General features: G+C 75.4%; 18 protein-coding genes and 2 pseudogenes. 6 read left to right on the forward strand and 14 right to left on the reverse strand.

What is annotated here, in order from left to right; all coding sequences use genetic code 11:
- Nucleotides 1-195 precede the first annotated feature (195 nt).
- The gene (locus ACIOHG_RS11490) at nt 196-1638 is read left to right on the forward strand and encodes a hypothetical protein (RefSeq protein WP_400948358.1); all 1443 of its coding nucleotides are present in this window, start codon (nt 196-198) and stop codon (nt 1636-1638) included.
- A gap of 83 nt (nt 1639-1721) precedes the next feature.
- Here the strand turns inward: ACIOHG_RS11490 and ACIOHG_RS11495 are convergent, their stop codons facing one another.
- Together ACIOHG_RS11495 and ispG are read right to left on the reverse strand one after the other, a co-directional pair.
- Nucleotides 1722-2213, reverse strand: a complete 492-nt coding sequence (locus ACIOHG_RS11495; protein WP_400948361.1) for a hypothetical protein — start codon at nt 2211-2213, stop codon at nt 1722-1724.
- A 253-nt stretch (nt 2214-2466) separates the two neighbouring features.
- Nucleotides 2467-3624, reverse strand: coding sequence for a flavodoxin-dependent (E)-4-hydroxy-3-methylbut-2-enyl-diphosphate synthase (gene ispG / locus ACIOHG_RS11500; protein WP_400948364.1), 1158 nt, complete (start codon nt 3622-3624; stop codon nt 2467-2469).
- A gap of 293 nt (nt 3625-3917) precedes the next feature.
- Here ispG and ACIOHG_RS11505 point away from each other — a divergent pair, with 293 nt between their 5' ends.
- Nucleotides 3918-5771: a 1-deoxy-D-xylulose-5-phosphate synthase gene (locus ACIOHG_RS11505; RefSeq protein ID WP_400948367.1), complete on the forward strand. Its 1854-nt coding sequence runs from the start codon at nt 3918-3920 to the stop codon at nt 5769-5771.
- 7 nt (nt 5772-5778) lie between these two features.
- Here ACIOHG_RS11505 and ACIOHG_RS11510 read toward each other — a convergent pair whose 3' ends face one another.
- From ACIOHG_RS11510 to ACIOHG_RS11565, 12 genes and pseudogenes are all read right to left on the reverse strand, one after another.
- Nucleotides 5779-6540, reverse strand: coding sequence for an isocitrate lyase/phosphoenolpyruvate mutase family protein (locus tag ACIOHG_RS11510; RefSeq protein ID WP_400948370.1), 762 nt, complete (start codon nt 6538-6540; stop codon nt 5779-5781).
- Between the two features lie 94 nt (nt 6541-6634).
- The gene (locus tag ACIOHG_RS11515) at nt 6635-8437 is read right to left on the reverse strand and encodes a serine/threonine-protein kinase (RefSeq protein ID WP_400948373.1); all 1803 of its coding nucleotides are present in this window, start codon (nt 8435-8437) and stop codon (nt 6635-6637) included.
- Nucleotides 8438-8549: 112 nt separating this feature from the next.
- A complete protein-coding gene (locus ACIOHG_RS11520; RefSeq protein ID WP_400948506.1) occupies nt 8550-9818 on the reverse strand; it encodes a sugar ABC transporter permease in 1269 nt (422 codons plus the stop codon).
- Nucleotides 9819-9907: 89 nt separating this feature from the next.
- The gene (locus ACIOHG_RS11525; protein WP_400948376.1) at nt 9908-10690 is read right to left on the reverse strand and encodes an ATP-binding cassette domain-containing protein; all 783 of its coding nucleotides are present in this window, start codon (nt 10688-10690) and stop codon (nt 9908-9910) included.
- A 31-nt stretch (nt 10691-10721) separates the two neighbouring features.
- Nucleotides 10722-11828, reverse strand: a complete 1107-nt coding sequence (locus ACIOHG_RS11530) for a sugar ABC transporter substrate-binding protein (RefSeq protein ID WP_400948378.1) — start codon at nt 11826-11828, stop codon at nt 10722-10724.
- A gap of 136 nt (nt 11829-11964) precedes the next feature.
- Nucleotides 11965-13065: pseudogene (locus tag ACIOHG_RS11535) on the reverse strand (SpoIIE family protein phosphatase); the annotation flags it as partial.
- Nucleotides 13066-13287: 222 nt separating this feature from the next.
- Nucleotides 13288-13830 (reverse strand): annotated as a pseudogene (locus tag ACIOHG_RS11540) (ATP-binding cassette domain-containing protein); the annotation flags it as partial.
- A gap of 81 nt (nt 13831-13911) precedes the next feature.
- Nucleotides 13912-15570, reverse strand: coding sequence for a serine/threonine-protein kinase (locus tag ACIOHG_RS11545; RefSeq protein WP_400948381.1), 1659 nt, complete (start codon nt 15568-15570; stop codon nt 13912-13914).
- A 578-nt stretch (nt 15571-16148) separates the two neighbouring features.
- Nucleotides 16149-17483 carry a pectate lyase gene (locus tag ACIOHG_RS11550; RefSeq protein WP_400948384.1) on the reverse strand — a complete coding sequence of 445 codons (1335 nt, stop codon included), beginning with the start codon at nt 17481-17483 and terminating at the stop codon, nt 16149-16151.
- Between the two features lie 996 nt (nt 17484-18479).
- The gene (locus ACIOHG_RS11555; RefSeq protein WP_400948387.1) at nt 18480-19112 is read right to left on the reverse strand and encodes a TetR/AcrR family transcriptional regulator; all 633 of its coding nucleotides are present in this window, start codon (nt 19110-19112) and stop codon (nt 18480-18482) included.
- Between the two features lie 119 nt (nt 19113-19231).
- The gene (locus tag ACIOHG_RS11560; RefSeq protein ID WP_400948390.1) at nt 19232-19693 is read right to left on the reverse strand and encodes an SsgA family sporulation/cell division regulator; all 462 of its coding nucleotides are present in this window, start codon (nt 19691-19693) and stop codon (nt 19232-19234) included.
- 220 nt (nt 19694-19913) lie between these two features.
- Entirely contained in the window at nt 19914-20489 is a 576-nt protein-coding gene (locus ACIOHG_RS11565; RefSeq protein ID WP_400948392.1) for a hypothetical protein, read from the reverse strand.
- 237 nt (nt 20490-20726) lie between these two features.
- On the opposite strand from ACIOHG_RS11565, the gene ACIOHG_RS11570 reads away from it, so the two are divergent.
- The 4 genes from ACIOHG_RS11570 (at nt 20727) to ACIOHG_RS11585 (ending at nt 24465) form a co-directional block, all read left to right on the forward strand.
- The gene (locus ACIOHG_RS11570) at nt 20727-21827 is read left to right on the forward strand and encodes a LacI family DNA-binding transcriptional regulator (protein ID WP_400948395.1); all 1101 of its coding nucleotides are present in this window, start codon (nt 20727-20729) and stop codon (nt 21825-21827) included.
- Nucleotides 21828-21946: 119 nt separating this feature from the next.
- On the forward strand, nt 21947-23233 hold the full coding sequence (locus ACIOHG_RS11575; protein ID WP_400948398.1) for a M20 family metallopeptidase: 1287 nt from the start codon (nt 21947-21949) through the stop codon (nt 23231-23233).
- Nucleotides 23234-23369: 136 nt separating this feature from the next.
- Nucleotides 23370-23918, forward strand: coding sequence for a carboxymuconolactone decarboxylase family protein (locus tag ACIOHG_RS11580; RefSeq protein ID WP_400948401.1), 549 nt, complete (start codon nt 23370-23372; stop codon nt 23916-23918).
- Between the two features lie 100 nt (nt 23919-24018).
- Nucleotides 24019-24465 carry an anthrone oxygenase family protein gene (locus ACIOHG_RS11585; RefSeq protein WP_400948404.1) on the forward strand — a complete coding sequence of 149 codons (447 nt, stop codon included), beginning with the start codon at nt 24019-24021 and terminating at the stop codon, nt 24463-24465.
- The last annotated feature ends 1 nt before the right edge of the window (nt 24466 follow it).

Raw genomic sequence — 24466 nt, forward strand, 5'->3', positions numbered from 1 at the left:
GGTTGAAACCCCGTTCCACCCCTCCCCCGCCGCCCCGGACCTGCTCTCCCCGGCCCCCGCGGCCCCGCCGGCCGGCTCGGCGGCGCTCCCGGGGCCGGATGCGCCCTGTTCTCCCCCCGGCACGGCGTGCCACCATGCGAGCACGAGGCCCGGCGGGCGTCTCCGCACGTCCGGCCGCCTGCCATGGGGGTCCGCATGACATCGTCGCGCCGTCCGAACCACGCCCTTCGAACCCTGCTGGCCGAAGCCGGCTGGAGCGCCGTCGACCTGGCCCGCGAGGTCAACCGGGCGGGCCAGGAGGCCGGGACGGCGCTCAGCTTCGACCGCTCGACGGTCGCCCACTGGCTCTCCGGCACCCGCCCACGCGGCACCACCCCGCAGCTGATCGCCGAGGTGCTGTCCCGCCGCCTGCGCCGGACGGTCACCCCGGCCGAGGCGGGCCTGGACGGCGCGGCGCCCGCCGTGCCCGCCCCGGACGCCACCGCCGCCGCGGCGCCGATCGACCTGACGCTGCATCAACTGGCCGCGCTGCACGACCGCGGCGGCCACCGCTCCGAGGAGCTCGCCGCCTACTCCGTCGCCCTGCTCGACCTGCCGGGCCTGAGCACCGCCCGCCCCGCCGACTTCCCCTCCCCCCGCCTCCCCGGTGCCCCGCACACACCGCTCGTCCCGACCCCGCGCTCGGCACCACCCGCCGGACCGCCCGCCGGACCGCCGTCGCACCGGCCCGTCGACCGGCACGAGGTGGAGGCGGCGGAGAGCATCGCCCAGCTCTTCCACTCCTCCGACGCCACCTTCGGCGGCGGCCACGGCCGCACCGCCCTGGTCGGCTACCTGGCCGCCGACCTGGGCCCCAAGCTGCACCGCCCGGCCCCGCCCGCGCTGCGCCGCCGCCTGCTCACCACCGCCAGCCAACTCGCCTACCTGTGCGCGTTCATGCACTTCGACGACGACCTGCAGGTCTTCTCCCAGCACTACTACCTGACGGCACTGCGGCTGGCCGCCGAGAACAACTCACCGCTCGACTACGCGGTGGCGCTGCGCGGCCTGTCGGTCCAGGCGGACGCGCTCGGGCACAGCGCCGAGGCCGCGGCGCTCGCCGAGACCGCCCTGGGCACCCTGCGCGGCGATCCACTCCAACAGGCTTTCGTGCACGGGCAGTTGGCCGTCGCTCAGGCCCACCGGCAGGCCCGGCCGGAGGCGTTCCGGGCGATCGGCGCGGCCGAACGGCTGCTGGAGCGGGGCACCGGCCGGGCCGGCGCGGTGGTCGGGCGCTACCACCGGGCGGCGCTGCTGCGGCAGCAGGCCGCGGTGCTGGAGGCGCTCGGCGACCCGGCGGGCGCCCTGGCCGCGCTGGAGGAGTCACTGCGCTTCCGCCCGCAGGAGGAGCACCGCTCCCGCGCCGTCGTCCTGGCCGACCTGGGCCGGCTCCAACTCCAGACCGGCCACCTCACCGAGGCGGTCGGCAGCTGGCACCGCCTGCTGGACGGCTACCCGACCCTGCGCAGCCGCCGGGTCGACCGCGCCCTGGCCGACGTCCGGGGCCGCCTCCGCCCGCACGCCAACGACGCCCACGTCCGGGCCCTGCTCCACCGCCTGTCCGGCCCCCGGGTCCCGAACCCGCGCCGCCACCGCTGAACTCCCCTCCCCCGCAAGGCTTTTCAGCACCCCGCACTTTCAGCGGCGCGGCGCCTCCGCGCTCCTGCCGGCCGCTCCCGGGTTCACCCGCACTTGCGGTACCGCGGGTCGTCGTGCGGCACCCAGTCCGAGGTCTCGGTCCACATCCGCTCGACAGCGGCCCCTTCGGGTCGCCGCACCTCCAACGGCACGTCACCGTACGGCACCCACGGGGTCACCAGCGCGTAGTACCTGCGGACGCCGTCCGCGAGCGGGGTCCGGCCCACCTCGGTCAGCGCGAAGCGGGTGCCGTTGCAGGACGCGGCGGTCAGCTGCTCCCGGTCGGCGAAGAGGACGGTCAGCGCCTCGCTGTCGGTGACCAGCACCGGCCCGTGCAAGGTCCGCTGCTCGGGCCCGGTCGGCAGGTCCTTGGCCGCGACGCAGCCGGACGTGACGGTCGCAACTGCGATCTCCCCCCAGCACAGCCGTCCCGCCCGGGTCGGCCAGGCGAACAGCGCGAAACCGCCGCTGCGGTGGACCGGGATCAGCTGATCGTCCGCCGGTGGATCGGCGTCGTTCCACGCGATCCTGTGCATCTGCCGCAGCGCCTCGGCCGCGGACAGCTCCCCGGAACGCGCTGCGGACACCGAAGGCGACGCGGACACCGAAGGCGCCGCCGAGACCGCCGGGGCCGCCGGAGCGGCCGAGGACTCGGTCGGCCGCGCCGGTCCGCCCGTGCATCCGCCGAGCAGTGCGACCGCCGCTCCGAGCGCCGCCAATGTGCCGAATCCGCGCCTCATCCGTATCCCCCCGTGATCGACTCGCGCGGATTCTATGCCGGGCCGGGCCTCACGGCCGCTCCTGCTCCGCCCCGTCCTCCTCCTGGTCCTCCGTCCCGTGCTCCTCCTCGGCCAGCCGCAGCGCCTCGTCGAGCAGCGCTTCGACGATCCGCGCCTCGGGGACGGTGGTGACGACCTCGCCGCGGCGGAAGATCTGGCCCTTGCCGTTGCCGCAGGAGACTCCGAGGTCGGCGTCGCGCGCCTCGCCGGGGCCGTTGACGACGCAGCCCATGACGGCGATCCGCAGGGGGTGCGGGAAGCCCTCGAACGCGGCCTCGACCCGGGCGGCGAGGGTGTGGACGTCGACCTGGAGCCGTCCGCAGCCGGGGCAGGAGACGATCTCCAGGCGGCGCGGGCGCAGGCCGAGGGCGGCGAGGATGTGCAGGCCGGCCTTGACCTGTTCGGGGGGCGGCGCGGAGATCGACACCCGGACGGTGTCGCCGATCCCCTCCGCGAGCAGCACGCCGAGGGCGACGGCGGACTTGACGGTGCCCTGGAAGGCCGGCCCGGCCTCGGTCACGCCGAGGTGCAGCGGGTAGTCGCAGCGCTCGGCGAGTCGGCGGTAGGCCGCGATCACCACCAGCGGGTCGTGGTGCTTGACGGCGATCTTGAGGTCGGTGAAGCCGTGCTCCTCGAACAGCGCGGCCTCCCGGAGCGCGGACTCCACCAGGGCCTCCGGGCCCGCCTGCCCGTATTCGGCGAGCAGCCGGGGGTCGAGGGAGCCCGCGTTGACGCCGATCCGGATCGGGACGCCCGCGGCCCCGGCGGCCGCGGCGATCTCGCCGACCCGGTCGTCGAACCGCTTGATGTTGCCGGGGTTGACCCGGACGGCCGCGCAGCCCGCGTCGATGGCCTGCAGGACGTAGCGCGGCTGGAAGTGGATGTCGGCGACGACCGGGATCGGCGACTTCCGGACGATCACCGGCAGGGCGTCGGCGTCGTCCTGGGACGGCACAGCGACCCGGACGATGTCGCAGCCGGCTGCGGTGACCTCGGCGATCTGCCGCAGGGTCGCGTCGATGTCGACGGTGGGGGTGGTGGTCATGGTCTGCACCGTCACGGGCGCGCCGCCGCCGACGGGGATCCGGCCGACCATGATCCGGCGGCTGGGCCGGCGGGGCGGTACGCGGGAGGGGACGGCGGGCAGGCCGAGGTTGACAGCGGTCACGGATCACTCCGGGGGGTGACGGGCCGCCCGCCGGGGCGGGGCCCGGGCGGGCAGCGGACGGCGGGGCCCACGTCCACGAGTAGAGGCGCGGCGGCGGGCGGCCGGGAAGCGCTCCCGGCCCCTGGCCCGGGGAAAGCGGGGGCGGGCTGAAAGGCGGAGGGCTTTCAACGTCCGCGGGCTTTCCACCGGCCCGGCACTCCCGGGGCGGTGACGGAGTGTCATCGGCGTGGGCGTAATCGTGGGGTCGGCGCCCCGGACGGTGGGCGGCCCGCCACCGCCCCGGGAGGCACCCCATGACCCTGGCCGCCGAACCGGGCAGCACCCGCTACGGGCTGCTCCGCGGCCTCGCCCACCCGCGCGGGCTGCGCGACCTCACCGGTGTCCAACTGGCCGCGCTGGCCCGGGAGATCCGCGCATTCCTGGTCGACCGGGTGTGCGCGTCCGGCGGGCACCTCGGGCCGAACCTGGGGGTGGTGGAGCTGTCCCTGGCGCTGCACCGGGTCTTCGACTCGCCCGCGGACACCGTCCTGTTCGACACCGGGCACCAGGCGTACGTGCACAAGCTGCTGACCGGCCGGATGGCGGGCTTCGACCGGCTGCGGCAGGCCGACGGCCTGTCCGGCTACCCGTCGCGGGCCGAGTCGGAGCACGACGTGGTGGAGAACTCGCACGCCTCGACCGCGCTGTCCTACGCCGACGGGCTGGCCAAGGCCCGCCATCTGGCGGGCGAGCGGCACCGGGCGGTGGTCGCGGTGATCGGGGACGGGGCGCTGACCGGCGGGATGGCCTGGGAGGCGATGAACAACCTCGGCGCGGCGCCGGACCGGCCGGTGGTGGTGGTCCTGAACGACAACGGGCGCTCGTACGCGCGGACCGTCGGCTCGCTGGCCGGCCACCTGCGGGAGCTGCGCACCGACGGCCGGGCGGCGGGCCGGGCCGGGGCGGCCGGGGAACTCCCGCCCGGCCGCAGCCTGTTCGAGACGCTGGGCTTCGCCTACCTGGGGCCGGTCGACGGGCACGACCTGCCGGCCCTGGAGGAGGCGCTGTCGGCCGCCCGCGGCCTGGCCCGGCCGGTGGTGGTGCACGCGGTCACCGTCAAGGGCCGCGGCTACGGGCCCGCGCGGGCGGACACCGCCGAACACATGCACGCCGTCGGCGCGCTGGACCCGGCCACCGGCCGGGCGCTCGACCCACCCGGCCCGCCGACCTGGACCGAGGTGTTCGGCCGCGAGGTCTGCCGCCTGGGGGCCGCGCACCCGGCCCTGGTCGCGGTCACCGCCGCCATGCCGGGGCCGACCGGCCTGTCCGGGTTCGCCGAGCGCTTCCCCGACCGGTTCTTCGACGTCGGCATCGCCGAGCAGCACGCCGTCGCCTCGGCGGCGGGGCTGGCGCTGGGCGGCCGGCACCCGCTGGTCGCCGTCTACGCGACCTTCCTGGGGCGGGCGTTCGACCAGGTGCTGATGGACGTGGCCCTGCACCGCCTGCCGGTCACCTTCGTGCTCGACCGGGCGGGGGTCACCGGCCCGGACGGCCCGTCCCACCACGGGATGTGGGACCTGGCGCTGCTGGGCGCCGTCCCCGGGCTGCGGGTCGCGGTGCCCCGGGACGCCGCCGGGCTGCGCGAACTGCTCGCGGAGGCGGTCGGCGACGACGGCGGCCCGACGGCGCTGCGCTTCCCGAAGGCCCCGGCCCGGCCCGGCGTCCCGGCCCGGGAGCGGATCGGCCCGGTGGACGTCCTGTACACCGGCCGGGGCCGCGACGTGCTGCTGGTCGGCGCCGGGCCGCCCGCCGCAGAGGCCGTGGCGGCCGCCCGGGTGCTGGCCGGGCACGGGATCGGGGTGACGGTGTGCGACCCGCGCTGGGCGCTGCCGGTGCCCGGCGAGCTGGTCGAACTCGCCGCCCGCCACCGGCTGGTGGTCACGGTCGAGGACGGCGTCCGGCACGGCGGCTTCGGCAGTGCCGTGCTGTCCGCCCTGGCGGCCCTCGACCGCCCGCCCCGGGTCCGGGTCCTCGGCCTTCCCCGGGCCTTCCTCCCGCACGGCACCCGCGACGCGCTGCTCGCGGCCCACGGGCTGACCGCCCCGGGCATCGTCCGGGAGGTGCTGCAGGCGCTGGGCGCCCCGGCCCGTCACGCGGGCCGGGGCTGACGGCGGGTCAGGGGGCCCAGGGGGCGATCATGGCCTTCATCGAGTCCGCCAGCGCGAACTGGAGCAGCGGGCCGTAGCTGATCCGGCCGACGCCGAGGCGGCGGAACCGCTCCAGGTCGTGCCGGACGGGGTGGGCGGTGGAGTTGACCGGGACGCCGACGGCGCCGATCACGGCGGTGAGCAGTTCGTCGTCGTCCTGGATGCCGACGGGGTAGACGCTGTCGGCGCCGGCCCGCTCCAGGGCGAGCAGCCGCTCGACGGCCTCGTCGAGGACGTCGGCGGGCTTCTCGGCGCGCAGGAAGAGGTCGGTGCGGCCGTTGACCCAGACCGGGACGCCCGCGTCGTCGGCCGCCGCCCGCAGGCCCGCGACGTAGGCCGCGTGCTCCTCGGTGCCGCGCAGCCGCCCGCCCTCGCCGTGGACGGTGTCCTCGACGTTGAGGCCGACGCCGCCGGCCTCGACCAGCCCGGCGACCAGGTCGGCGGGCGTCCGCCCGTAGCCGGATTCGAGGTCCACCGAGACGGGGACGTCGACGGCCGCGACGATCGGGCGGATGGCGGCGAGCACTTCCTCGAAGGTCTGCCCCTCGTGGTCCTCGGCCCCTCGGGAGTCGGCCAGCGGGTGGCTGCCGACCGTCAGCGCGGGGAACCCGGCGGCGACGGCCGTCCGCGCGGACCAGGCGTCCCAGACGGTGGGCAGCACGAGCGGCCGGTGCCCGGCGTGCAGTTCCTTGAGCCGCTGGGCGCGCTCAACGGTGCTTCGAAAGTCCATGCCCGGACGCTACCCCGAACGGGCGCAAGGAATGTGTCGACACGTCAGCTCCCCCCGACGGCGACGGGGGGAGCCGGTCCGGGGGTCCGGTCCGTCAGGACTCCAGGGTGAAGTTGAGGGTGCCGCCGGTGGCCAGGCACAGCCCGGAGGTGGTGACGGCCCGGATGTTGATGGTGTAGCTGCCGGGGGCGGCGTAGCGGTGGGTGGCGTAGACCTTGTGCACGTCGGTGGAGCCGGTGCCGTTGGTGTCGGTGTAGGTGGTGGTGCCGTCGCCCCAGTTGGTGGTGAAGGTGAACGTGCAGCTGGTCCAGCCGCCGGAGCTGGTCACCTCGACGGTCGGGTCGTCACTGCTGCAGGTCGTCGAGGTGGTGTAGACGCAGCGCGGGCGGGTCGGCTGCGCCGGGGTCGGGCTCGGGGCGGGCGCGGGGGTGGCGGCGGGCGCCGGGGCGGGCTTCCCGCCACCACCGCCGCCACCACTGCCGCCACTGCCGCCGTTCGAGGAGCCGGCGCCGGAGCCGGCGCCCGTCCTGGTGTTCGCCGTGCTCCCCGGGCTCGCCGTGTTCCCACCGTCCCCGCCGTTCCCGGCGCCGCCGTCCGAACTCGCCGTGGCGGGCGGGGCGGTGGCGGCGGGCCCGGGGTCCGGCGTGCCGGAAGGGCCGCCGGAGGAGGTGGCGGCGGCCGAGCTGCCGACCGTCCCCGCGGCCGCGGGCGAGAGCGCGGACGGGGCGCCCTTGCCGCCCTGCGGGGCCAGCAGTCGGGGCAGCAGCTCGACCCCGGCCGTGGTCCCGGCGACCAGGATCAGCGGGACGACCAGCGGGACGAGGCGGCGGTGGCGCCGCCGCCCGGGCGCGGGGTCCGGTCCGGTCGCGGCTTCGGGTCCGGTCCCCCGCAGGACCACCGTCCGCCGCTCGGTCGCCGGGCCCCGGTCCGGGGCCGCCGGGAACGCGGCCGGGACGGGCCGGGCGGCGAAGGCGGCGCGGGCCCGGAGCAGGTCCGTCACCGGCTCGGGCCAGCCGACCCCCGGCGCGGGGGCGTGCTCGGCGGCGAGGCGGACCAGGCGGTCGGCGCCGGGGCGGGCGGCGGGGTTCTTGTCCAGGCAGGCCGCGACGGTCTCGGCGAGGTCGGGGCCGAGTTCCCGCAGCGCGGCGAGGTCCGGCTCGGTGTGGACGATCCGGTAGAGCATGTCGACGCCCGAGCCCTCGCCGAAGGGCGGGGTCCCGGTGCCGGCGTAGGCGATCAGCGAGCCGAGCGCGAAGACGTCGGCGGCGGAGGTGGCCGGGCCGCTGCGTTCGGCCTGTTCGGGGGCCATGTAGGCGGGGGTGCCGAGCACGGTGCCGGTGCGGGTGAGTCGGCTCTGGTCCGCGGCCCGGGCGATGCCGAAGTCGATGAGCGTGGCGCCGTCGACGGTGAGCATGACGTTCGAGGGCTTCAGGTCCCGGTGGATCATGTCCAGTTCGTGCACCGCCTGCAGGCCGGTGGCCGCCTCGCGCAGCAGCAGCCACAGCCGGGCCGCGTCCAGCGGGCCGCCGTTGAGCACGAGGACCCGGTCCAGGGTGAGCCCGGGGATGTAGGCGGTGGCCAGCCACGGCGGGCGGGCCTCCCGGTCGGCGGCCAGCAGCGGCGCGGTGGCGGCCGCGGGCAGCCGGGCCAGGTTGTCGAGCTCGTGGCCGAAGTGCCGTCGGAAGTCCGGGTCCTCGATGAACTGCGGCAGCAGCTGCTTGACCGCCGCGTACCGGCCCCCGACCACCCCCAGGTAGACCCGCCCCATGCCGCCCGCGCCGAGCCGTCCCAGCAGCGGGACCGGCCCGATCGCCCGGGGATCGTCCGCGTCCAGCGGTTCGGCCCCGCCCCCGGCCGGGTCGAACCCGGCCCCTTCAGCTCCCCCATACGGTGTCATGGACGCGCATGCTATCGAACATCCGTACGTGCACCACCACCTGACGGGCCGTCCGCCGCACGCGACGGTCCCCCGCCGGCCGGAGCCGACGGGGGACCGATCAGGCAGGGGTTCAGGCCCGGCCGGCGGACTTCTGGGTGCGGCGGGCCAGCGAGTCGACCACCGCGGCGGCCAGCAGGACCGCACCGGTGATCATGAACTGGATGGCGTTGCTCAGGCCCTGGATGTTCATCCCGGACTGGATCGAGCCGATCACCAGCGCGCCCAGCAGCGCCGACCAGGTCGAACCGCGCCCGCCGAACAGGCTGGTGCCGCCGATGACGGCCGCCGCGATGGCGTTCATCAGCAGGTTGCCGCCGCCGGAGGTCTGCGAGGCCGACTGGATCTGCGCGGCCAGGAACAGGCCGCCGATCGCCGCCATGGTGGAGCAGATCATGAACACCGTGATCCGCACCCGCGCCACGTTGATGCCGGCCCGCCGGGCGCCCTCGATGTTCCCGCCGAGCGCGAACACCTTCCGCCCGTAGGGGGTGCGGCGCAGCACGAACTCCAGCACCACCACGAAGACCAGGAAGATCAGCAGCGCCAGCGGCAGCCCCTTGTACTGGTTGAGGGTGTACGCGGCGACGAAGCCGACCACCGCGATCGCGGCGGTGCGGATCACGATGTCGGCGGTGGTCCGGGACGGGATCTTCGCGGCCCGCCGCCGCCGGGTGTCCAGCAGCGACATGCCGAGGAAGAGCAGCGTCCCGGCGGCGGCCAGTCCGTAGGCGGCGATCTGCTGCCCGTAGATGGTCGAATACATCCGGGAGACCACGTCCTTGCCGGACATGTTGACGGTGCCGTTGGCGCCGAGGATCTGCAGCATCAGGCCGTTCCAGCCGAGGTTGCCGGCCAGCGTGACGATGAACGCGGGGACGCCGACCTTGGCGAAGAACAGGCCGTGCACCAGGCCGACCACGGCGCCGCCGACGATCGCGGACAGCAGCGCCACCCACTGGTTGACGCCGTGGGTGACGTTCATGACGGCGAAGATCGCCGCGCACAGGCCGCTGACCGACCCGACCGACAGGTCGATCTCGCCGAGCAGCAGCACGAACACCACGCCGACCGCGATCATGCCGGTGCCGACGATCTGCTGGGACAGGTTGGACAGGTTCTGCGCCGACAGGAAGCTGCTGTTCAGCGAGCCGAACACGGCCCAGATGATGATCAGCGCGACCACCACGGGGGCCGAGCCCAGTTCGCCGCTGGTCAGCCGGCGCTTGAACTCGGTGAGGTAGCCCTTCAGGCCCTCCTGCCGGACGATCAGCCGGGGGTCGACCGCGGGGGCGGCCCCCGCGGCGACCGGGACGGGGGCGTTGACGCCGCCGGTCGGCATGCTGTCCTCGGGCAGCGGGTGGCGGCGGCCGCTCGCGTGGCTGCCCCCGGGCTCGCGGCCCGGGCCGCCCGGTTCGGGAATGTCGTCGCTCACTGGCTGCCGCCCTCTCCGCGGGCCCGCCGGCGGGTCACGGCGTTGTCCGTGGCGCCGGTGATGGCCGAGATGATCTGCTCCTGGTTGGTCGACCGCTTGTCGAAGACCCCGTTGTTGCGGCCCAGCCGCAGCACCGCCACGGTGTCCGCGACCGCCATCACGTCGGCCATGTTGTGGCTGATCAGGATCACCCCGAGGTTCTGCTCGCGCAGCCGCTCCACCAGGTCGAGGACCTGCGCGGTCTGCTCGACGCCGAGCGCGGCGGTCGGCTCGTCCAGGATCACCACCTCGGGCGAGCCGATCAGCGCGCGGGCGATCGCCACCACCTGGCGCTGGCCGCCGGAGAGCGAGGCGATCGGGATCCGCACGCTGGGGATGCGGATGGAGAGGCTGTCCAGCAGCTGCCGGGAGCGCTGCTCCATGGCGACCTCGTCGAGCACCAGCCCGAACTGCTTGAGCTCGCGGCCGAGGAACAGGTTGCCCACCACGTCCAGGTTGTCGCAGAGCGCGAGGTCCTGGTAGACGGTGGCGATGCCCAACTGCTGGGCGTCCTGCGGCCGGTGGATCGAGACCGGCCGGCCCTGCCACTCGATCACGCCCTCGTCCGGCTGGTTCACCCCGGCGATGGTCTTGACCAGGGTCGACTTGCCGGCGCCGTTGTCGCCGACCAGCGCGACCACCTCGCCGGGCCGGACCTCCAGCTCGATGTCGGTGAGCGCCTGGACGGCGCCGAACCGCTTCGAGACGCCGCGCAGGGCCAGTACGGTCCCGTCGGTCACCGCGATCACCTCCTCCGGGGTCGGGCGACGGTCACTGGAGGCCGGCGGCCTGGCAGGCCGAGGCGTAGTCCGGGGTGCAGATCTGCTGGACGGTGTAGAGGCCGTCGGCGACCACGGTGGTCTTGATGTTGTCCTTGGCGAGGACGGTGGGCGCGATCAGCAGCGAGTCGACCTTGCTGCCGCTGCCGTTGGTGGCGGTGGTCGGCTTCAGCGACGCCTCCAGGCCCTTGCCCTGGGCGAACTGGACGGCCATCGCGCCGGCCGCGTCGGCCTCCGGCTTGTACGGCTTGTAGATCGACATCGTCTGGGTGCCCGCCAGGATCCGCTGCACCGCGTCGAGCTGGGCGTCCTGGCCGGTCAGCGGGACGCTCAGGTTGGCGGCCTTCAGGGCGGTGGCGATGCCGGCCGCCATGCCGTCGTTGGCGGAGTAGACGCCGACCACGTTGGCACCGCCGATCGCGGTGATCGCGGCGGCGGCCTCCTGGTTGGCGGTGTTCGGGTCCCACTGCGGGGTGTCGTACTCCTTGCCGATCTTCAGCTTGCCGTCGATCGCGGAGTGCGCGCCGGCCTTGAAGTCGCCGGCGTTCGGGTCGGTCGGCGAGCCGTTGATCATGACGATCTGGCCGCTGCCGGCCTTGTCGCCGACCGCCTTGACCAGTGCCTCGCCCTGGAGCTGGCCGACCTTGTGGTTGTCGAAGGAGACGTAGGCGTCCACCGGGCCCTGGGCGAGCCGGTCGTAGGCGATCACCTTGACGCCGGCGTCGTGCGCCTTCTGCACCGAGGACTGGATCGCCTTGGAGTCCACCGCGTCCAGGATCAGCACCTTGTCGCCCTTGGTGAGCGCGGTGTCGACCTGGGTCTGCTGCTGGGTCGCGTCCTGGTTGGCGTTGTAGTAGTCGATCTGGGCGTCCGGGACCAGCGACTTGATCTTCGCCTCGATCAGCGGGCGGTCGAACTGCTCGTAGCGGGTGGTCTTCGACTCCGGCAGCAGCAGGCCGATCTTCACCGCCCCGCCGCCGTTGCCCCCGGACGAGCCGGAGGAGCCGGAGGACTGCTTGGCGCTTCCGCAGGCGGCCATCCCCGCGGCGAGTGAGGCCGCGATGCCGACCACGGCGATCCGACGGAGACCGGTGTTCATGGAGTCGCTCTCTTCCTTTGGATTCCGCCCCCGCGGGTTGCACCCCCGTCACCGAGTCTGCGAACCCTCGGCGATCACCACGATCGGGACTGCTCCGAGCGGGTGGCGGACGGGCCCCCGAACCGCTGAAACGGCGTCAGGGCAGTTTCTGCTCGGCCCAGATGACCTTGCCCTCCGGGGTGTACCTGGTCCCCCAGCGCTGGGCGACCAGGCCGACCAGGAAGAGGCCGCGCCCGCCCTCGTCGGTGGCGGCGGCCAGCCGGACCCGGGGCGAGGTGCTGCTGGTGTCGGAGACCTCGCAGATCAGCGTCCGGGCGTGCAGCAGCCGCACCCCGATCGGGCCGCTGCCGTAGCGGATCGCGTTGGTGACCAGCTCGCTGAGGATCAGCTCGGTGCCCGGCACCAGGTCGGCCAGGCCCCAGCGGCGCAGGTGGGTGGCGGCGGCGGCGCGGGCGGCGGCGACGGCCGCGGGGTCGACCGGGACGTTCCACTCGGCGATCCGGTCGGCGGGCAGCGCCCGGGTGCGGGCCACCAGCAGGGCGACGTCGTCGGCCGAATCGGTGGGGAGCATCGCGTCCATGACGGTGCGGCAGGTCTGCTCGGGGGTGGGGCCGGAGCGGGCCAGGGCGGCGCGCAGCCGGTCCAGGCCGGTGTCGATGTCCTCGGTGCGGGACTCCACCAGGCCGTCGGTGTAGAGGACCAGCCGGCTGCCCTCGGGGATGTCGAGCTCGACGGTGGTGAAGGGCAGTCCGCGCAGGCCGAGCGGCGGCCCGGCCGGAGTGTCGGGGATGCCGACCGAGCCGTCGGGGCCGACCAGGACGAGCGGCAGGTGCCCGGCCCGGGCCAGCTGGCAGCGGCAGGACACCGGGTCGTAGACCGCGTACAGGCAGGTGGCGCCGATGATCGCGCCCTCCCGGCCGCCGGCCGACTCCTCCTCGTCGATCTGGCCGACCACCTCGTCGAGGTGGGTGAGCAGTTCGTCGGGCGGCAGGTCGAGCATGGCGAGGTTGCGCACGGCGGTGCGCAGCCGGCCCATGGTGGCGGCGGCGTGCAGGCCGTGGCCGACCACGTCGCCGACCACCAGGGCGATCCGGGCGCCGGAGAGCGGGATCACGTCGTACCAGTCGCCGCCGACGCCGGCGTGCGCGGGCAGGTAGCGGTGGGCGGCCTCGACGGCCTCGTGCGCGGGCAGGTCGCGCGGCAGCAGGCTGCGCTGGAGGGTCACGGCGAGCGGGTGGCCGCCGCCGATCGCGGCGGCCAGCTGCTCCTGGCTGGTGTAACGGGCCTCGAACAGGCCGTTGTTGCGGCCGAGCCGGAGCACCGCGACCCGGTCGGCGACGGCCTGCACGTCGTCCAGGTTGTGGCTGACCACCAGGACGCCGTGGCCCTGGTCGCGCAGCCGGCGGATCAGGTCGAGGACGCGGGCGGTCTGGTCGACGGTGAGCGCGGCGGTCGGCTCGTCCAGGACGACCAGCTCGGGGTCGGCGAGCAGGGCCCGGGCGATGGCGATGGTCTGGCGCTGGCCGAGGGTGAGCGCGCCGACCGGGACCCGCAGGTCGGGGAGGCCGATGGCGAGCCGTTCCAGCAGGGCGCGGGAACGTTTCTCCATCTCGATCTCGCGCAGCGTCCCGAACCGGCGCAGCTCGCGGCCGAGGTACAGGTTGGCGACGGTGTCGAGCCGGTCGACCAGCGACTGGTCCTGGTAGACGGTGGCGATGCCGAGCCGCTGGGCGTCGGCGGGGCGGCGCAGCAGGACCGGGCGGCCCTGCCACTCGACGGTGCCCGCGTCGGCCGGGCCGGCCCCGGAGACCACCTCGACCAGGGTGCTCTTGCCGGCGCCGCTGTCGCCGACCAGGCCGACCACCTGGCCGCGCTCGACCCGCAGGTCGACCGCGTCGAGCGCCCCGATCGCGCCGTGGTACTTGGTGATCCCGCGCAGGGACAACAGCGGAACCCCCGGCACCGGCCCACCTCCACGCTCGCCCTGGCACGGACCCCCCACCCTGGCACCGGCCGCCCGACCGGCACCGGCGGGACACGCGGGGGCACCCCGTTCGGCGGTATCCGGCCGGGGCCGGGGTGCTCAGTGGGCGGCGCAGGTGGCGGAGTCGACGGTCGAGGTGGTGTCGGTGCCGAGCAGGGACGGCGGGTCGGCGGTGACCCGGGCGGTCAGCGTCCGGGCCGGGCCGAACGGCTGGCGGGCCGAGGTGAACGGCACCAGGACGCCGCCCGCCGGGAGGGTGACCGGTTCGGTGGCGACCAGGCGGCCGGTCTCGTCGGTCCAGGTGACCAGGAGTGTCCCGGCGCCGAGGCCGTCGGTGGTCACGGTGCCCTCGACGCGCGCGGCGGCGGCGCCCTCGCAGCGCGTCCGGGTGAGGGCCAGCGACAGCACGTGCGAGGCCGCGCGGGAGGCGGAGGGCTGCGGCGGGCCGGACGGGGCCGGGCCGGACGGGCCGCCGGTCGCCGACGGGACCGGCCCCGGACCGGCCGGGGGCGTCGCGGACGGTGCGGTGGACGCGGTGGACGCGGCGGACGGCCCCGGCCGGGACGTCCCGGTCGCCGCCGGGCGGCCCGTCGGCGCCGCGGAGCCGCCGCCCGCCCCGGGGTCCGGCGCGCCGGCGACCCCGTCGGAGGCCGCCGCGGCGGCCTCCGGTCCCCCGCCCGGCCCGGTGGCCGTCCCCCGGCCGTCGGTGAGCAGCATCCCGACCAGGGCCAGCACGGCCAGGCCCGCAGCGCCGACCGCCGCCGTCCGGCCGTGCCGTCCGCCGGTGCGCGACCCCGGCCCCCGGGGGTCCTCCGGCCCGAGCAGCCGGGTGGTGGCCACCGAGGTCGCCCCGCCCGCGGCGCTCCCGCCGCCGCCCAGCGCGGCCACCGCCAGCAGCCCGGCCAGCAGGGCGAGCCGGCGCCGGCCGTGCTCCTCCCACTCCTCGCCGTAGGCCGCCACCGCGGCCTCCTCCAGCTCCGCCAGCAGGGCGGCCGCGTCGGCGGGCCGGTCCGCGGGGCGCTTGGCCAGGCCCGAGCGGACCAGGGCCCGCACCGGCTCCGGGACCCGCCCGGCCGGGACCTCGGCCTCGGTGTGCGCGAGGGCGGCCTCGATCACGGTGGGCCGGTCGTAGGGCGGCTCGCCCGTCAGGCACTCGAAGAAGGTGGCCGTCGCGGCGTACACGTCGGTGGTCGGCGAGGCGGGCGCGCCCGCCCACTGCTCCGGGGCCATGTAGGCGGGCGTGCCGGCGATCCCGCCGCTGCCGCCGCTGGGCAGGGCGATGCCGAAGTCGACCAGCTTGGAGGTGCCGTCGGAGGTCACCAGCACGTTGCCCGGCTTGTAGTCGCGGTGGACGACCCCGGCCTCGTGCGCGGCGGCCAGGCCGAGCAGCGAGCCCTTCAGGACGCTCAGCGCGGCCTCGGGCCCGGTCGGGCCCTCGGCGCGGAGCAGCTCGCGCAGGCTGACGCCGGGCACCAGCTCCATCACCAGGGCCGCGCCGCCCGGGTGCTCGACGTACTCGTACAGCTCGACCACGTGGGGCGAGTCCAGGGCGCCGAGCACCCGGGCCTCGGTCCGCAGCCGCTCCCCCTCGCTCGCGGCGCCGCCGGTGAGGTACTTGATGGCGACCCGCTCGCCGGTCCGCTCCCGCCGGGCGCGCACCACCCGGCCCGCCGCGCCCTCGCCCAGCTCGCCCTCGTGCAGGTAGCCGGGCAGTCTCCACCCCGCGCCCCCGGCCGGACCTCCGGACAGCTGCTGCATCGTCGTCCCCCGTCGTGATCGCTCCGGGGCACCGTCCCACACTCGTACGACCAGGTGGAAATCGGACCGGAGTGGCGCGGACCCTGCGGACCGCCCGCGTCGGCGTCCGCCCGAGGGGCGTCCTTCCGGGGTGTCCGGCGCCGAAACGGACGATCGCCCTCCGGGCATCCGACGGGGCGCACCGTCCGGCGGGCGGGCGGGCGGGGGTGGGGGCCGGGCCGGATCGGACTGCTGCGCTCCCTACCGCCGAGCACTGAGAGCGCTAACAACCGGCCGGGTGCCGGTGCCGGGCGCAGAGTCGAGAGGCCGGGGCGGGGGGGATGACCGCCGACCGGGACGCCGCGGAGTTCCATGCGTTCTTCGAACGGCACCATGCCGAACCGGCCCGTCTGGCCCACCTGTTGACGGGCGGGAACGACGCGGCCGACGACCTGGCCACCGCGCCGCTGGTGCGGCCCTCCGCCTCGGCCGCCCCGATCCCCTCCCCCGCCCCGCCGGCGCCCATCGCGCCGACGCCGACCGCCGTCGCGGCTCCGCCCGCACCCACTGACCGGAGCCGGGTGCGGGCGGTCGCTGCCCTACGGGCGGTAGGTGACGTCGGCCGCGGTGTAGCGGCAGTTCCGGCCGTCGGGGCCGTCGCCGGACTCCTTGGGCTCGCCGCTGGTGACGCCGGTGTAGCGCTGGCAGACCGTGATCCGGTGGGCGCTGTCCCCGACGACGGTGAGGCGGGTGATGGTGGCGGTGTCGCCGAGGTTGGCGTTGATGCCGACGATCTTCTTGCCGGGCGCGGTGGCCAGGACGTTGTCGATCACCACGTGGCGGGGGTACTGGGTCTTGCAGTTGCCGCAGGAGCGGTAGAGCTTGCCGAAGTCCTCGACCCGGAAGTTCCTGATCACGAAGGTGCCGGGCCCGTTGTGCTGGAACACCTTGTCGGCGGCGCCGCGCGCCCCGCCGCCGTCGACGGTCATCACCTGGTTCGCGGAAGTGCCCTTGAAGGTGGCGGCGTCCTCGCCGACGTTCTCCCACCAGACGTTGCGCAGGGTGCAGCTGCCCGCGCAGTGCACGCCGTCGGCGGCCGGGTCGCCCAGGATCACGTTCTGCAGGACGGCGCCGTCGGCGAGTTCGAACATCGCGGGCTGGTCCTCGGACTGGCCGCCGGTGCCGAGCGCGCCCTTGCCGACGAAGCGGCGGCCGCCGCCGTCGAAGACCCCACCGACCTTCCGGGTGGCGGTGACCGGCACGTCCGCGCCGACGGGCTTCGGCCAGCCGGGGATCGCCGCGGCCGGGGCCGTCGCGGTGGCCGTCGCGCCGGGAGCCGGGGTGGCGGTCGGGGTCGCGCCGACGGTCGGAGTCGCGGTCGGGGCCGGGGTCGCGGCGAGGGCGGTGAGGGTCCAGCGCTTGCCGGGCGCCCCGTCGCAGGAGTTCTGCTGGACGGGCGCGCCGGCCGCCGTGGAGCCGTCCTTGACGGTCAGGCACTTCCCGCTGTTCGCGTTGACGACCCGGTGGCCGCCGTCGACGGCCCGCACCGTCCAGGTCTGCGCGGCGGTGTCCGCGCAGACCTGCTCCTCGACGGCCGCGCCCGCGCCGGTGCGGGCGTCCCGGACGCCGACGCAGCGGCCGGTGCCGGCGGCCACCAGCCGCAGGCCCCCGGCCACCGGGGTCAGCCGCCAGCGGGAGGCGCCGCCGGGGTCGCAGTCCCGCTGGGCGAGTTGGGTGTCCTCGTCCGCGCCGTCCGGCGCGTCCAGGCACAGGCCGGGCGCGGCCGCCAGGGTGTAGTCGCCCGCGCCCAGAGCCGGGCCGGCCGCGTCCGCGGACGCCCACAGGCCGCCCGCCGCCGCGGCGGCCAGTACGGCGGCGGCGCCGCCCAGGGCCGCGATCCTGCCACGCCTGGGGCGTATCGCTCGCTTGCTCACGTCTCGTCGGTTCCTCACCGGTACGCGGGTGCAGGGGGCCCGGAGGCCCGTTCCGGGCCCGTCGGGCGGGCGTGCCGGGCCCGCGAACCCGGGGCGTCCGGTTCCTGGTTGCCGCCGCGCGCGGAAAGGTTGCCGCGCCCGCGAAAGTTCCGCGGAAGTCCTTCCGACGGGCCGTCACCTCCTGCCCCGGCCACTCCCGTCCCACCCGCCCCGGCGGTGTCCCAAACCCCTCGGAACAGGGGGGTACAAGGCGCCCCCGGGCTCCCCCTGCCGTCGTCCGTGCCCCGGGAGGCGGAACCCGGGTGCACCGCCCACGGGAGGTGGCGTGCTCGACTTCCGGCTGTTGGCGGCGGACCCGGGGTTCTACGCCCCGCTGCACCGGGCCGCCGAGGGGGGCGAGGTGTACCGGCCCGGCGCGGTGCCGGCGGGCTGACGGAGCAGCACCGAGGGCGTCCGGCGGCACTGGCTGCCTGCCGGGGCGGTGCTGGCCGAGCAGGGCTGGAAGGTGCATGTCTCGACCGCCCCGGCGCGGCTGCGGCCGACGCCCGACACGGTGGCGCGGGTCTGCTTCGAGCAGGGCCTGGCCTTCAAGCACCTGGCGAACCGGCTGTTCTTCGAGCAGGCCCACCACAAGCACGCCTCCCGGGCGCAGGCCGGCAAGTTCTGCGCGGCGGCTGATGGACCGGCTGGCGGGCGAGCCGGCGGGCGAGGCCGGCCCGTACGTGCTCTCCGACCGGCGGTACGGCGGCAGCGGGGTGGTCCACTACCGCTACGGCGCCTTCCGCTCCCGGAGCAGGCTGCGGCTCGACGGCACGACCGTGCCCCTGGTCCGGGACGGGCACGGCAACGACACGTCCCGGACGTGCGCGGCGCGCGCTTCGTGCCGCCGGCGGGCGTGCCGGTGCCCGAGGCGTTGCGCGAGCGGTTCCGCCGGGACGCGTTGGCGCACGCCGCGGAGCTGGCGCCCGGGACCCGCCGTCCGGGCCTGACGGTGCGTCACGTCCCGCCCGGGACCCGGGGGGAGGACTGCTCGGGTACGACCTGCGCGCCGCCGCCCGCCCAGCGGCGGCCGAACGCGGAGCACTCCCCCAGGTAGCGGGCCACCTCGACGGCGCTGTACGCGCTGCCGCCCTCGATCCACCAGGCCAGCACGCCGATCACCTCGCCCGTCCAGGCCCGGGCCGCGAGGTCCGGCGGGACCCGCGGTTCGCCGCCGGCCGCCCCGGAGCGCTGCCGCAGCACGGCCTCGGCCGCCCCGCCGAGCAGGTCGGCGAAGGCCCGCAGGGCCCGTCCGTCGCCCTCGCCGCGCAGGATGACCTGGAACGCGGCCCGCTGCCGCTCGGCGTGCTGGAACAGGCGGAGCAGCGGCAGGCCGGACGGGCCGTCCTGGTCGGCGGTCTCGCCCGGCGCCACCGGCAGCCGGTCCAGGGCGAGTTCGCGCACCACGCCGAGCAGCAGGTCCTCCTTGTCCCGGTAGTGGGCGTAGAAGGTCGCGCGGCCGACGTCCGCGCGCTCGGTGATCTGCTCGACCGTCACCGCGTGGAAGCCCTTCTCCAGCACCAGTTCCACCAGGGCGGCGCTCAGGGCACTGCGGGTACGCCGGACTCGGCGGTCTTCAACGCTCTTCACGGCAGGGCTGACGCTTTCGGGTGGCCTGGGCGCGAGGGTGACCGTCTGGTCACGTGCCGTGATCATACCGTTGCCGCCGCCCGCCCCGGGGGACCCCGCCCCGCTGCCGGGCCGTCCGGTCACCACGGGCCGTCCTCCGGCGGGGGCGGGTCGATCAGCCGGTCGATCAGCGCGTCCATGTCGTAGTGCTCGCGCTCCAGGCCGGGCAGCGCGACGCAGGCGGCCAGCCGGAGGAAGTCGCGGACCTCCTCCGCGCCGGCCCACAGCAGCACCGAAGTGCCGTGCGCCTGCAGGGAGAGGTACACCCGCTCGCCGACCCGGCCGGTGGGCCGCACCGGCCAGACCGCCACGTCGCCCTCCCCGGCGAAGCCCTCGACGCCCCGGATCAGCAGGTCCCGGCCGAACATCCAGGTCACCGGCCGCTCCTGGTCGACGTGGCTGTCCAGGTAGACCGCGTACGGCGTGCGCAGGTCGTAGCGGAGCCTGGCCGCGACCGGGATCGTGAAGCCGGCGTCCGTCTCGACGAACAGGTACAGGTGCACGGCGCAGCGCACGTCGCTGAAACGCTGCGGAGGCACCACCCCCGGACCCTCCGGGGGCGGGCAGGAATTCATCGACAGACCTCTCGCCGATCGGGGTGCTCCCTGGGAGCCCGATCATAACGAGAGGGAATGTTCAGTACGGGACGGAATGAAATTAGACATACTTTTCTGATCATCCGTCATTTCGTCGGGCCGACCGGGCCACCCGGGCCGCCCCGCCCCACCATCGGGGCGGGGCGGACCGGGAGCGCGGGAGGGCTCAGCAGGCGTCGACCTTGGAGACGGAGGTCCAGGAGCCGCTGCGGTCCTCGGAGTACGCGCCGGGGGTGGTGTAGATCAGGGTGCTGCCGTTGTACATCCGGGCCCGGGTGCCGGAGGACTGGTTGTTGCTCCAGGAGCCGTTCCCGACCCAGGGGATGCTCATGGGCTCGCTGCACAGCTTCTGCCGCTTGACGGTACCGGTGAAGTTCTCGCCGCTGTACGCGCAGAAGGTGTAGCTGCCGCAGGAGGAGGGCGCGGCGAGCGAGGTGGCGGTCCGGGGTGCGGGGGCGCCGAGGTCGCGGGCGGTGCTCTCGCCGGGCAGCGGGAGCAGCACCTCGGTGCCGCTCGCCAGGGTGACCTGGTTGGCGGCGGTCTGGACGCCGCCCTCGGCGGCGATCTCGGCGTCGACCTGGGCCTGCAGGGTGCGGGCCTGGGCCGGGGAGAGGCCGGCGGACCGGGCCTGGGCGGCGAAGGCCCCGTGGCCTCCGGTGGCGGCGGCGGGCCCGACCGCGGCGGCGGTGCCGGCCAGGGCGAGGGCGACGGTGACGGCGGTGACGGTGACACGGCGAGTCATGTTCATGACATCTCCAGGTTCCGAGGACTGCGCGGACGGGAGAAAAACTAGCCGGGGCCGCCGGGGCGGCTCGACCCCCGGAGGGTTGAACTGCCGCGCGTCCCTGGGGTTGACCCGCCGCCCGGCCCTTCCTCCCGGTGCGGCAGCGGCGTCATACCGGCGCGGTATCCGGACCCTCTAGGGTGGGCGGACGGGAAGGCGTCCGGTCGGGGCCGGGGGCGGAGGAACGGGAGAAGCATGGAAGAGACTGCGGACCGGCGCCCACCGACGATGGCGGACGTCGCCCAGGTCGCGGGCGTGTCCCACCAGACGGTCTCCCGGGTCCTCAGCGACCACCCCAACGTGCGCGAGGCGACCAGGGAGCGGGTGCTGCGGGCCATCGCCGAACTGGGCTACCGGCCGAACTCGGCGGCCCGCACCCTGGTCACCCGGCGCAGCCGGACGATCGGCGTGGTCGCGGCCAACACCACGCTGTTCGGGCCGGCCAGCATCCTGGCAGCCCTGGAGCGCGCGGCCCGGCAGCAGGACTACCTGGTGGCCTCGGTCGGGCTGGAGGAGCTGACCGAGCACGCCCTGCGCAAGGCCCTGGAGCGGCTGGGCGGTTGGGGCGTGGACGGGGCGGTGGTGATGACGCCGCACCGGCACACCGTGGCGGCGCTGGCCCGGCTGCCCCGGCCGTTCCCGATCGTGACGGTGGAGGGCGGGCACGACCTCGACCTGCCGGGCGTGGCGGTGGACCAGTTCGCCGGGGCGAGGGCGGTCACCGAGCACCTGCTGTCGCTGGGCCGCACCTGCGTCTGGCACGTGGCGGGCCCGGTCGAGTGGATCGAGGCGGAGGGGCGGCTGCAGGGCTGGCGGGCCGCGCTGGAGGCGGCCGGCCTGCCGGTGCCCCCGCACCTGCCCGGGGACTGGAGCCCCGCCTCCGGCCACGCCGCCGGGCAGCGGATCGCGGCGGCGTTCCGCTCCGGGTCCGGGCCGCGGCCCACCGCGGTGTTCGCCGCCAACGACCACATGGCGCTGGGCCTGGTCCGGGCGCTGCACGAGGCGGGCCTGCGGATGCCCGGGGACGTGGCGGTCGCGGGCTTCGACGACCTCCCCGAGGGCGCGTACTTCACCCCGCCGCTGACCACCGTCCGGCAGGACTTCGCGGCCGTCGGCCGGGACGGGATCGGCCTGCTGCTGCGGCTGATCGACGCGCCGGGGACACCGGTCTCCCACCTGACGGTGCGGCCCGAACTGGTGGTGCGGGCCAGCACGGTCGGCACCACCTCGGCGGCCCCGGCCAGCGCCCGGACCGGCCGCGCCGGCGCCCTGTTCTCGGACGCCGCCGAACGGTAGGGGCCCAAGGGGGCACTGACCGTCCGTCACCCGGGGGACGCAGCCCGGGGCGTGCGGTCGCGGGTCGTTGCCCAGCGTTCGCAGCAGTGAGCAGGCCGGCCCCAGCAGGAAGCGGGACGATGACGGACGACGGCATTCATCAGGAGATCGACGAGCGGAGCGCGGCGGTCGAGTCGCAGGTGATCGCCTGGCGGCACCACCTCCACCAGCATCCGGAGCTGTCCAACCGGGAGGCGGCGACGGCCGAGCTGATCGCGGACCACTTGACGTCGTTGGGGCTGGACGAGGTGCGCACCGGCATCTCGGGGCACGGCGTGGTGGGCGTGCTGCGCGGCGGGAGGCCCGGGGAGCGGGTGGTGGCGCTGCGGGCGGACATCGACGCGCTGCCGGTCAAGGAGGACAGCGGCGAGCCGTTCGCCTCGACGGTGGTGGACCAGGACTACCCGGGCGGCCCGTTCCCGGTCGCGCACGCCTGCGGCCACGACGGGCACACCGCGATGCTGCTGGGCGCGGCGATTGTGCTGGCGGGGGTGCGCGAGGACCTGCCGGGCACGGTGCTGTTCGTCTTCCAGCCGGCCGAGGAGGGCGCACCGGTGGACGAGAAGTCGGGCGCCAAGGAGATGCTGGCGGAGGGCGCCTGCGAGGATCCGCGGCCGACGATGGCGTTCGGCATGCACCTGGGCCCGTTACCGACGGGGTACGTCGGCTACCGGGTCGGCAACCAGTTCGGCGCCTCCTGCCTGATCAGGATCGTGCTGTCGGGCGAGCAGGTGCACGGCTCCACGCCGTGGCTGGGCGTGGACCCGGTGCCCGCGGCGGGCGCGATCATGGTGGGCGTCGGCCAGCTGTACCGGCAGATCTCGGCGTTCGACCCGATCACCGTGACGATCGGCCACGTCGAGGACGTCGGCCGGTTCAACATCGTGCCGGGGACGGTCACCCTGTGGGGCACCGTCCGGTGCGCGGTGGAGGAGGACATGGGCGAGGTGCAGAAGCGGCTGACCACGCTGGCCGAGCAGACCGCCGCCGCGTACGGCTGCACCGCCGAGGTGTCCTACCTGCAGGACGTCCCGGCCGTCCACAACCGCAAGGAGTGGGTGGACGCGGCGCTGCCGACCTTCCGACGGGTGGTCGGCGACCGGCTGTTCGAGTCGGCGCCGACCCTCGGGTACGACGACGTCTCGGAGTTCGTCAACGAGTTCGGCGGCGTGTACGTGATGCTCGGCGCCCAGGACGGCACCCTGGACGGGGAGGGACAGCCGGTGCCGACGCCCGGCGGGCGCGGGTTCGTCCCGAACCACAACCCGAAGTTCTACCTGGAGGACGCGGCCCTGGCCACGGGCGTGCGGCTGCACTGCCACGTCGCCGTCGACCACCTGAACGGCGATCTCGCGCCCGGGAGTTGACGTGCCGTCGGTCGACGCACCGGGAACGGCGGGTGGCGGGTGGAAGAAGAGGGCAATCCGGGAGTAGGCGGGTGGGCGGTCCGGGCTCCAGCATGGGCCGTCCGTTCCGTCCGGCCGACCTCGCGGAGAGACAGCCATGCCTCACATCACCCTCACCAACGGCCTCCCGGGCATCAGTGGTCTGCTGACCCAGCGCCCCGACACCGCCGCCCCGTTGAACCGGCTCGCCGAGACGCTGCTGCACAGTCCGCGCTCGCTGGCGCTGAGCCGGGGCGAGCGCGAGCTGATCGCGGCGTACACCTCCGAGCTGAACGGGACGGAGTTCTGCTCGGGTTCGCACAGCGCCTTCGCCGCGGCCCAGTTGGAGGGCGGGGCGGAGCTGGTGAAGGCGGTGCTGGCGGATCTCGACGGCGCCCCCGTCACGCCGCGGCTGCGGGCCCTGCTGCGGATCGCCGCCGCCGTCCGGGGCCCGGTCCGGGCGCTGCCGGCCGAGCTGGTGGCGGAGGCCCGGGCGGCCGGGGCGGACGACGAGCAGATCCACGACACGGTGCTGATCGCGGCCGCGTTCTGCCTCTACAACCGGTACGTCACCTGCCTGGACACCGAGCTGCCCGCCGACCCGGGCTACTACGCGGAGGGCGCGGAGCGGATCGTCGCCCGCGGCTACGCCCCGCCGCTCGACTGAGGCCCCGGGATTTTTGCTAGCAGCGCTAGACAATGGAACGGTGGCAGGTCTACCGTTGCATCATCTTCTAGCGCCGCTAGTTCCTTTGGGAGGGGTTCCCGTGCTCAGCACACTCCAGGTGGTCACCACCGTGCTCGTCGGCCTGCTGGTGGGGGTGGAGTTCTGCGTCGCCTTCATCGTCAACCGCATCCTCGGCGCGCTCCCCGACGAGAGCCTGGTGCTCGGCCGGGCCCACGGCGGCCGGATGCTCGGCGCCCTGATGCCGTTCTGGTACATCGGCTCGGTCGTCCTCGCCGGCGCCTGGGCCGTCGCCGGTCGGCACCGCGCCGGGACGGGGCCGGTCGTGCTGGCGGCCGCGCTGCTGGTCCTGAGCGTGCTGCTGTCGGTCCTGCTGCTGGTGCCGATCAACAACCGCAGCAAGACCTGGACGCCCGAGAACCGGCCCGCCGACTGGCGGGAGCAGCAGGCCCGGTGGGACAGCTACCACTACGTCCGGGTCGCCGTGATCGTCGCCGCCTTCGCCCTGCTGGTCACCGCCCTGGTCTGAA

Source organism: Kitasatospora sp. NPDC088134, from assembly GCF_044741705.1.
Taxonomy (GTDB): domain Bacteria; phylum Actinomycetota; class Actinomycetes; order Streptomycetales; family Streptomycetaceae; genus Kitasatospora.

Coding starts and splice junctions, on each gene's coding strand:
- ACIOHG_RS11575 (WP_400948398.1), top strand. CDS start 21,947: ATGACGGACGACGGCATTCATCAGGAGATCGACGAGCGGAGCGCGGCG.
- ACIOHG_RS11565 (WP_400948392.1), bottom strand. CDS start 20,489: ATGACTCGCCGTGTCACCGTCACCGCCGTCACCGTCGCCCTCGCCCTG.
- ACIOHG_RS11520 (WP_400948506.1), bottom strand. CDS start 9,818: ATGCCGACCGGCGGCGTCAACGCCCCCGTCCCGGTCGCCGCGGGGGCC.
- ACIOHG_RS11490 (WP_400948358.1), top strand. CDS start 196: ATGACATCGTCGCGCCGTCCGAACCACGCCCTTCGAACCCTGCTGGCC.
- ACIOHG_RS11505 (WP_400948367.1), top strand. CDS start 3,918: ATGACCCTGGCCGCCGAACCGGGCAGCACCCGCTACGGGCTGCTCCGC.
- ACIOHG_RS11510 (WP_400948370.1), bottom strand. CDS start 6,540: ATGGACTTTCGAAGCACCGTTGAGCGCGCCCAGCGGCTCAAGGAACTG.
- ACIOHG_RS11580 (WP_400948401.1), top strand. CDS start 23,370: ATGCCTCACATCACCCTCACCAACGGCCTCCCGGGCATCAGTGGTCTG.
- ACIOHG_RS11530 (WP_400948378.1), bottom strand. CDS start 11,828: ATGAACACCGGTCTCCGTCGGATCGCCGTGGTCGGCATCGCGGCCTCA.
- ACIOHG_RS11495 (WP_400948361.1), bottom strand. CDS start 2,213: ATGCACAGGATCGCGTGGAACGACGCCGATCCACCGGCGGACGATCAG.
- ACIOHG_RS11545 (WP_400948381.1), bottom strand. CDS start 15,570: ATGCAGCAGCTGTCCGGAGGTCCGGCCGGGGGCGCGGGGTGGAGACTG.
- ACIOHG_RS11570 (WP_400948395.1), top strand. CDS start 20,727: ATGGAAGAGACTGCGGACCGGCGCCCACCGACGATGGCGGACGTCGCC.
- ACIOHG_RS11515 (WP_400948373.1), bottom strand. CDS start 8,437: ATGACACCGTATGGGGGAGCTGAAGGGGCCGGGTTCGACCCGGCCGGG.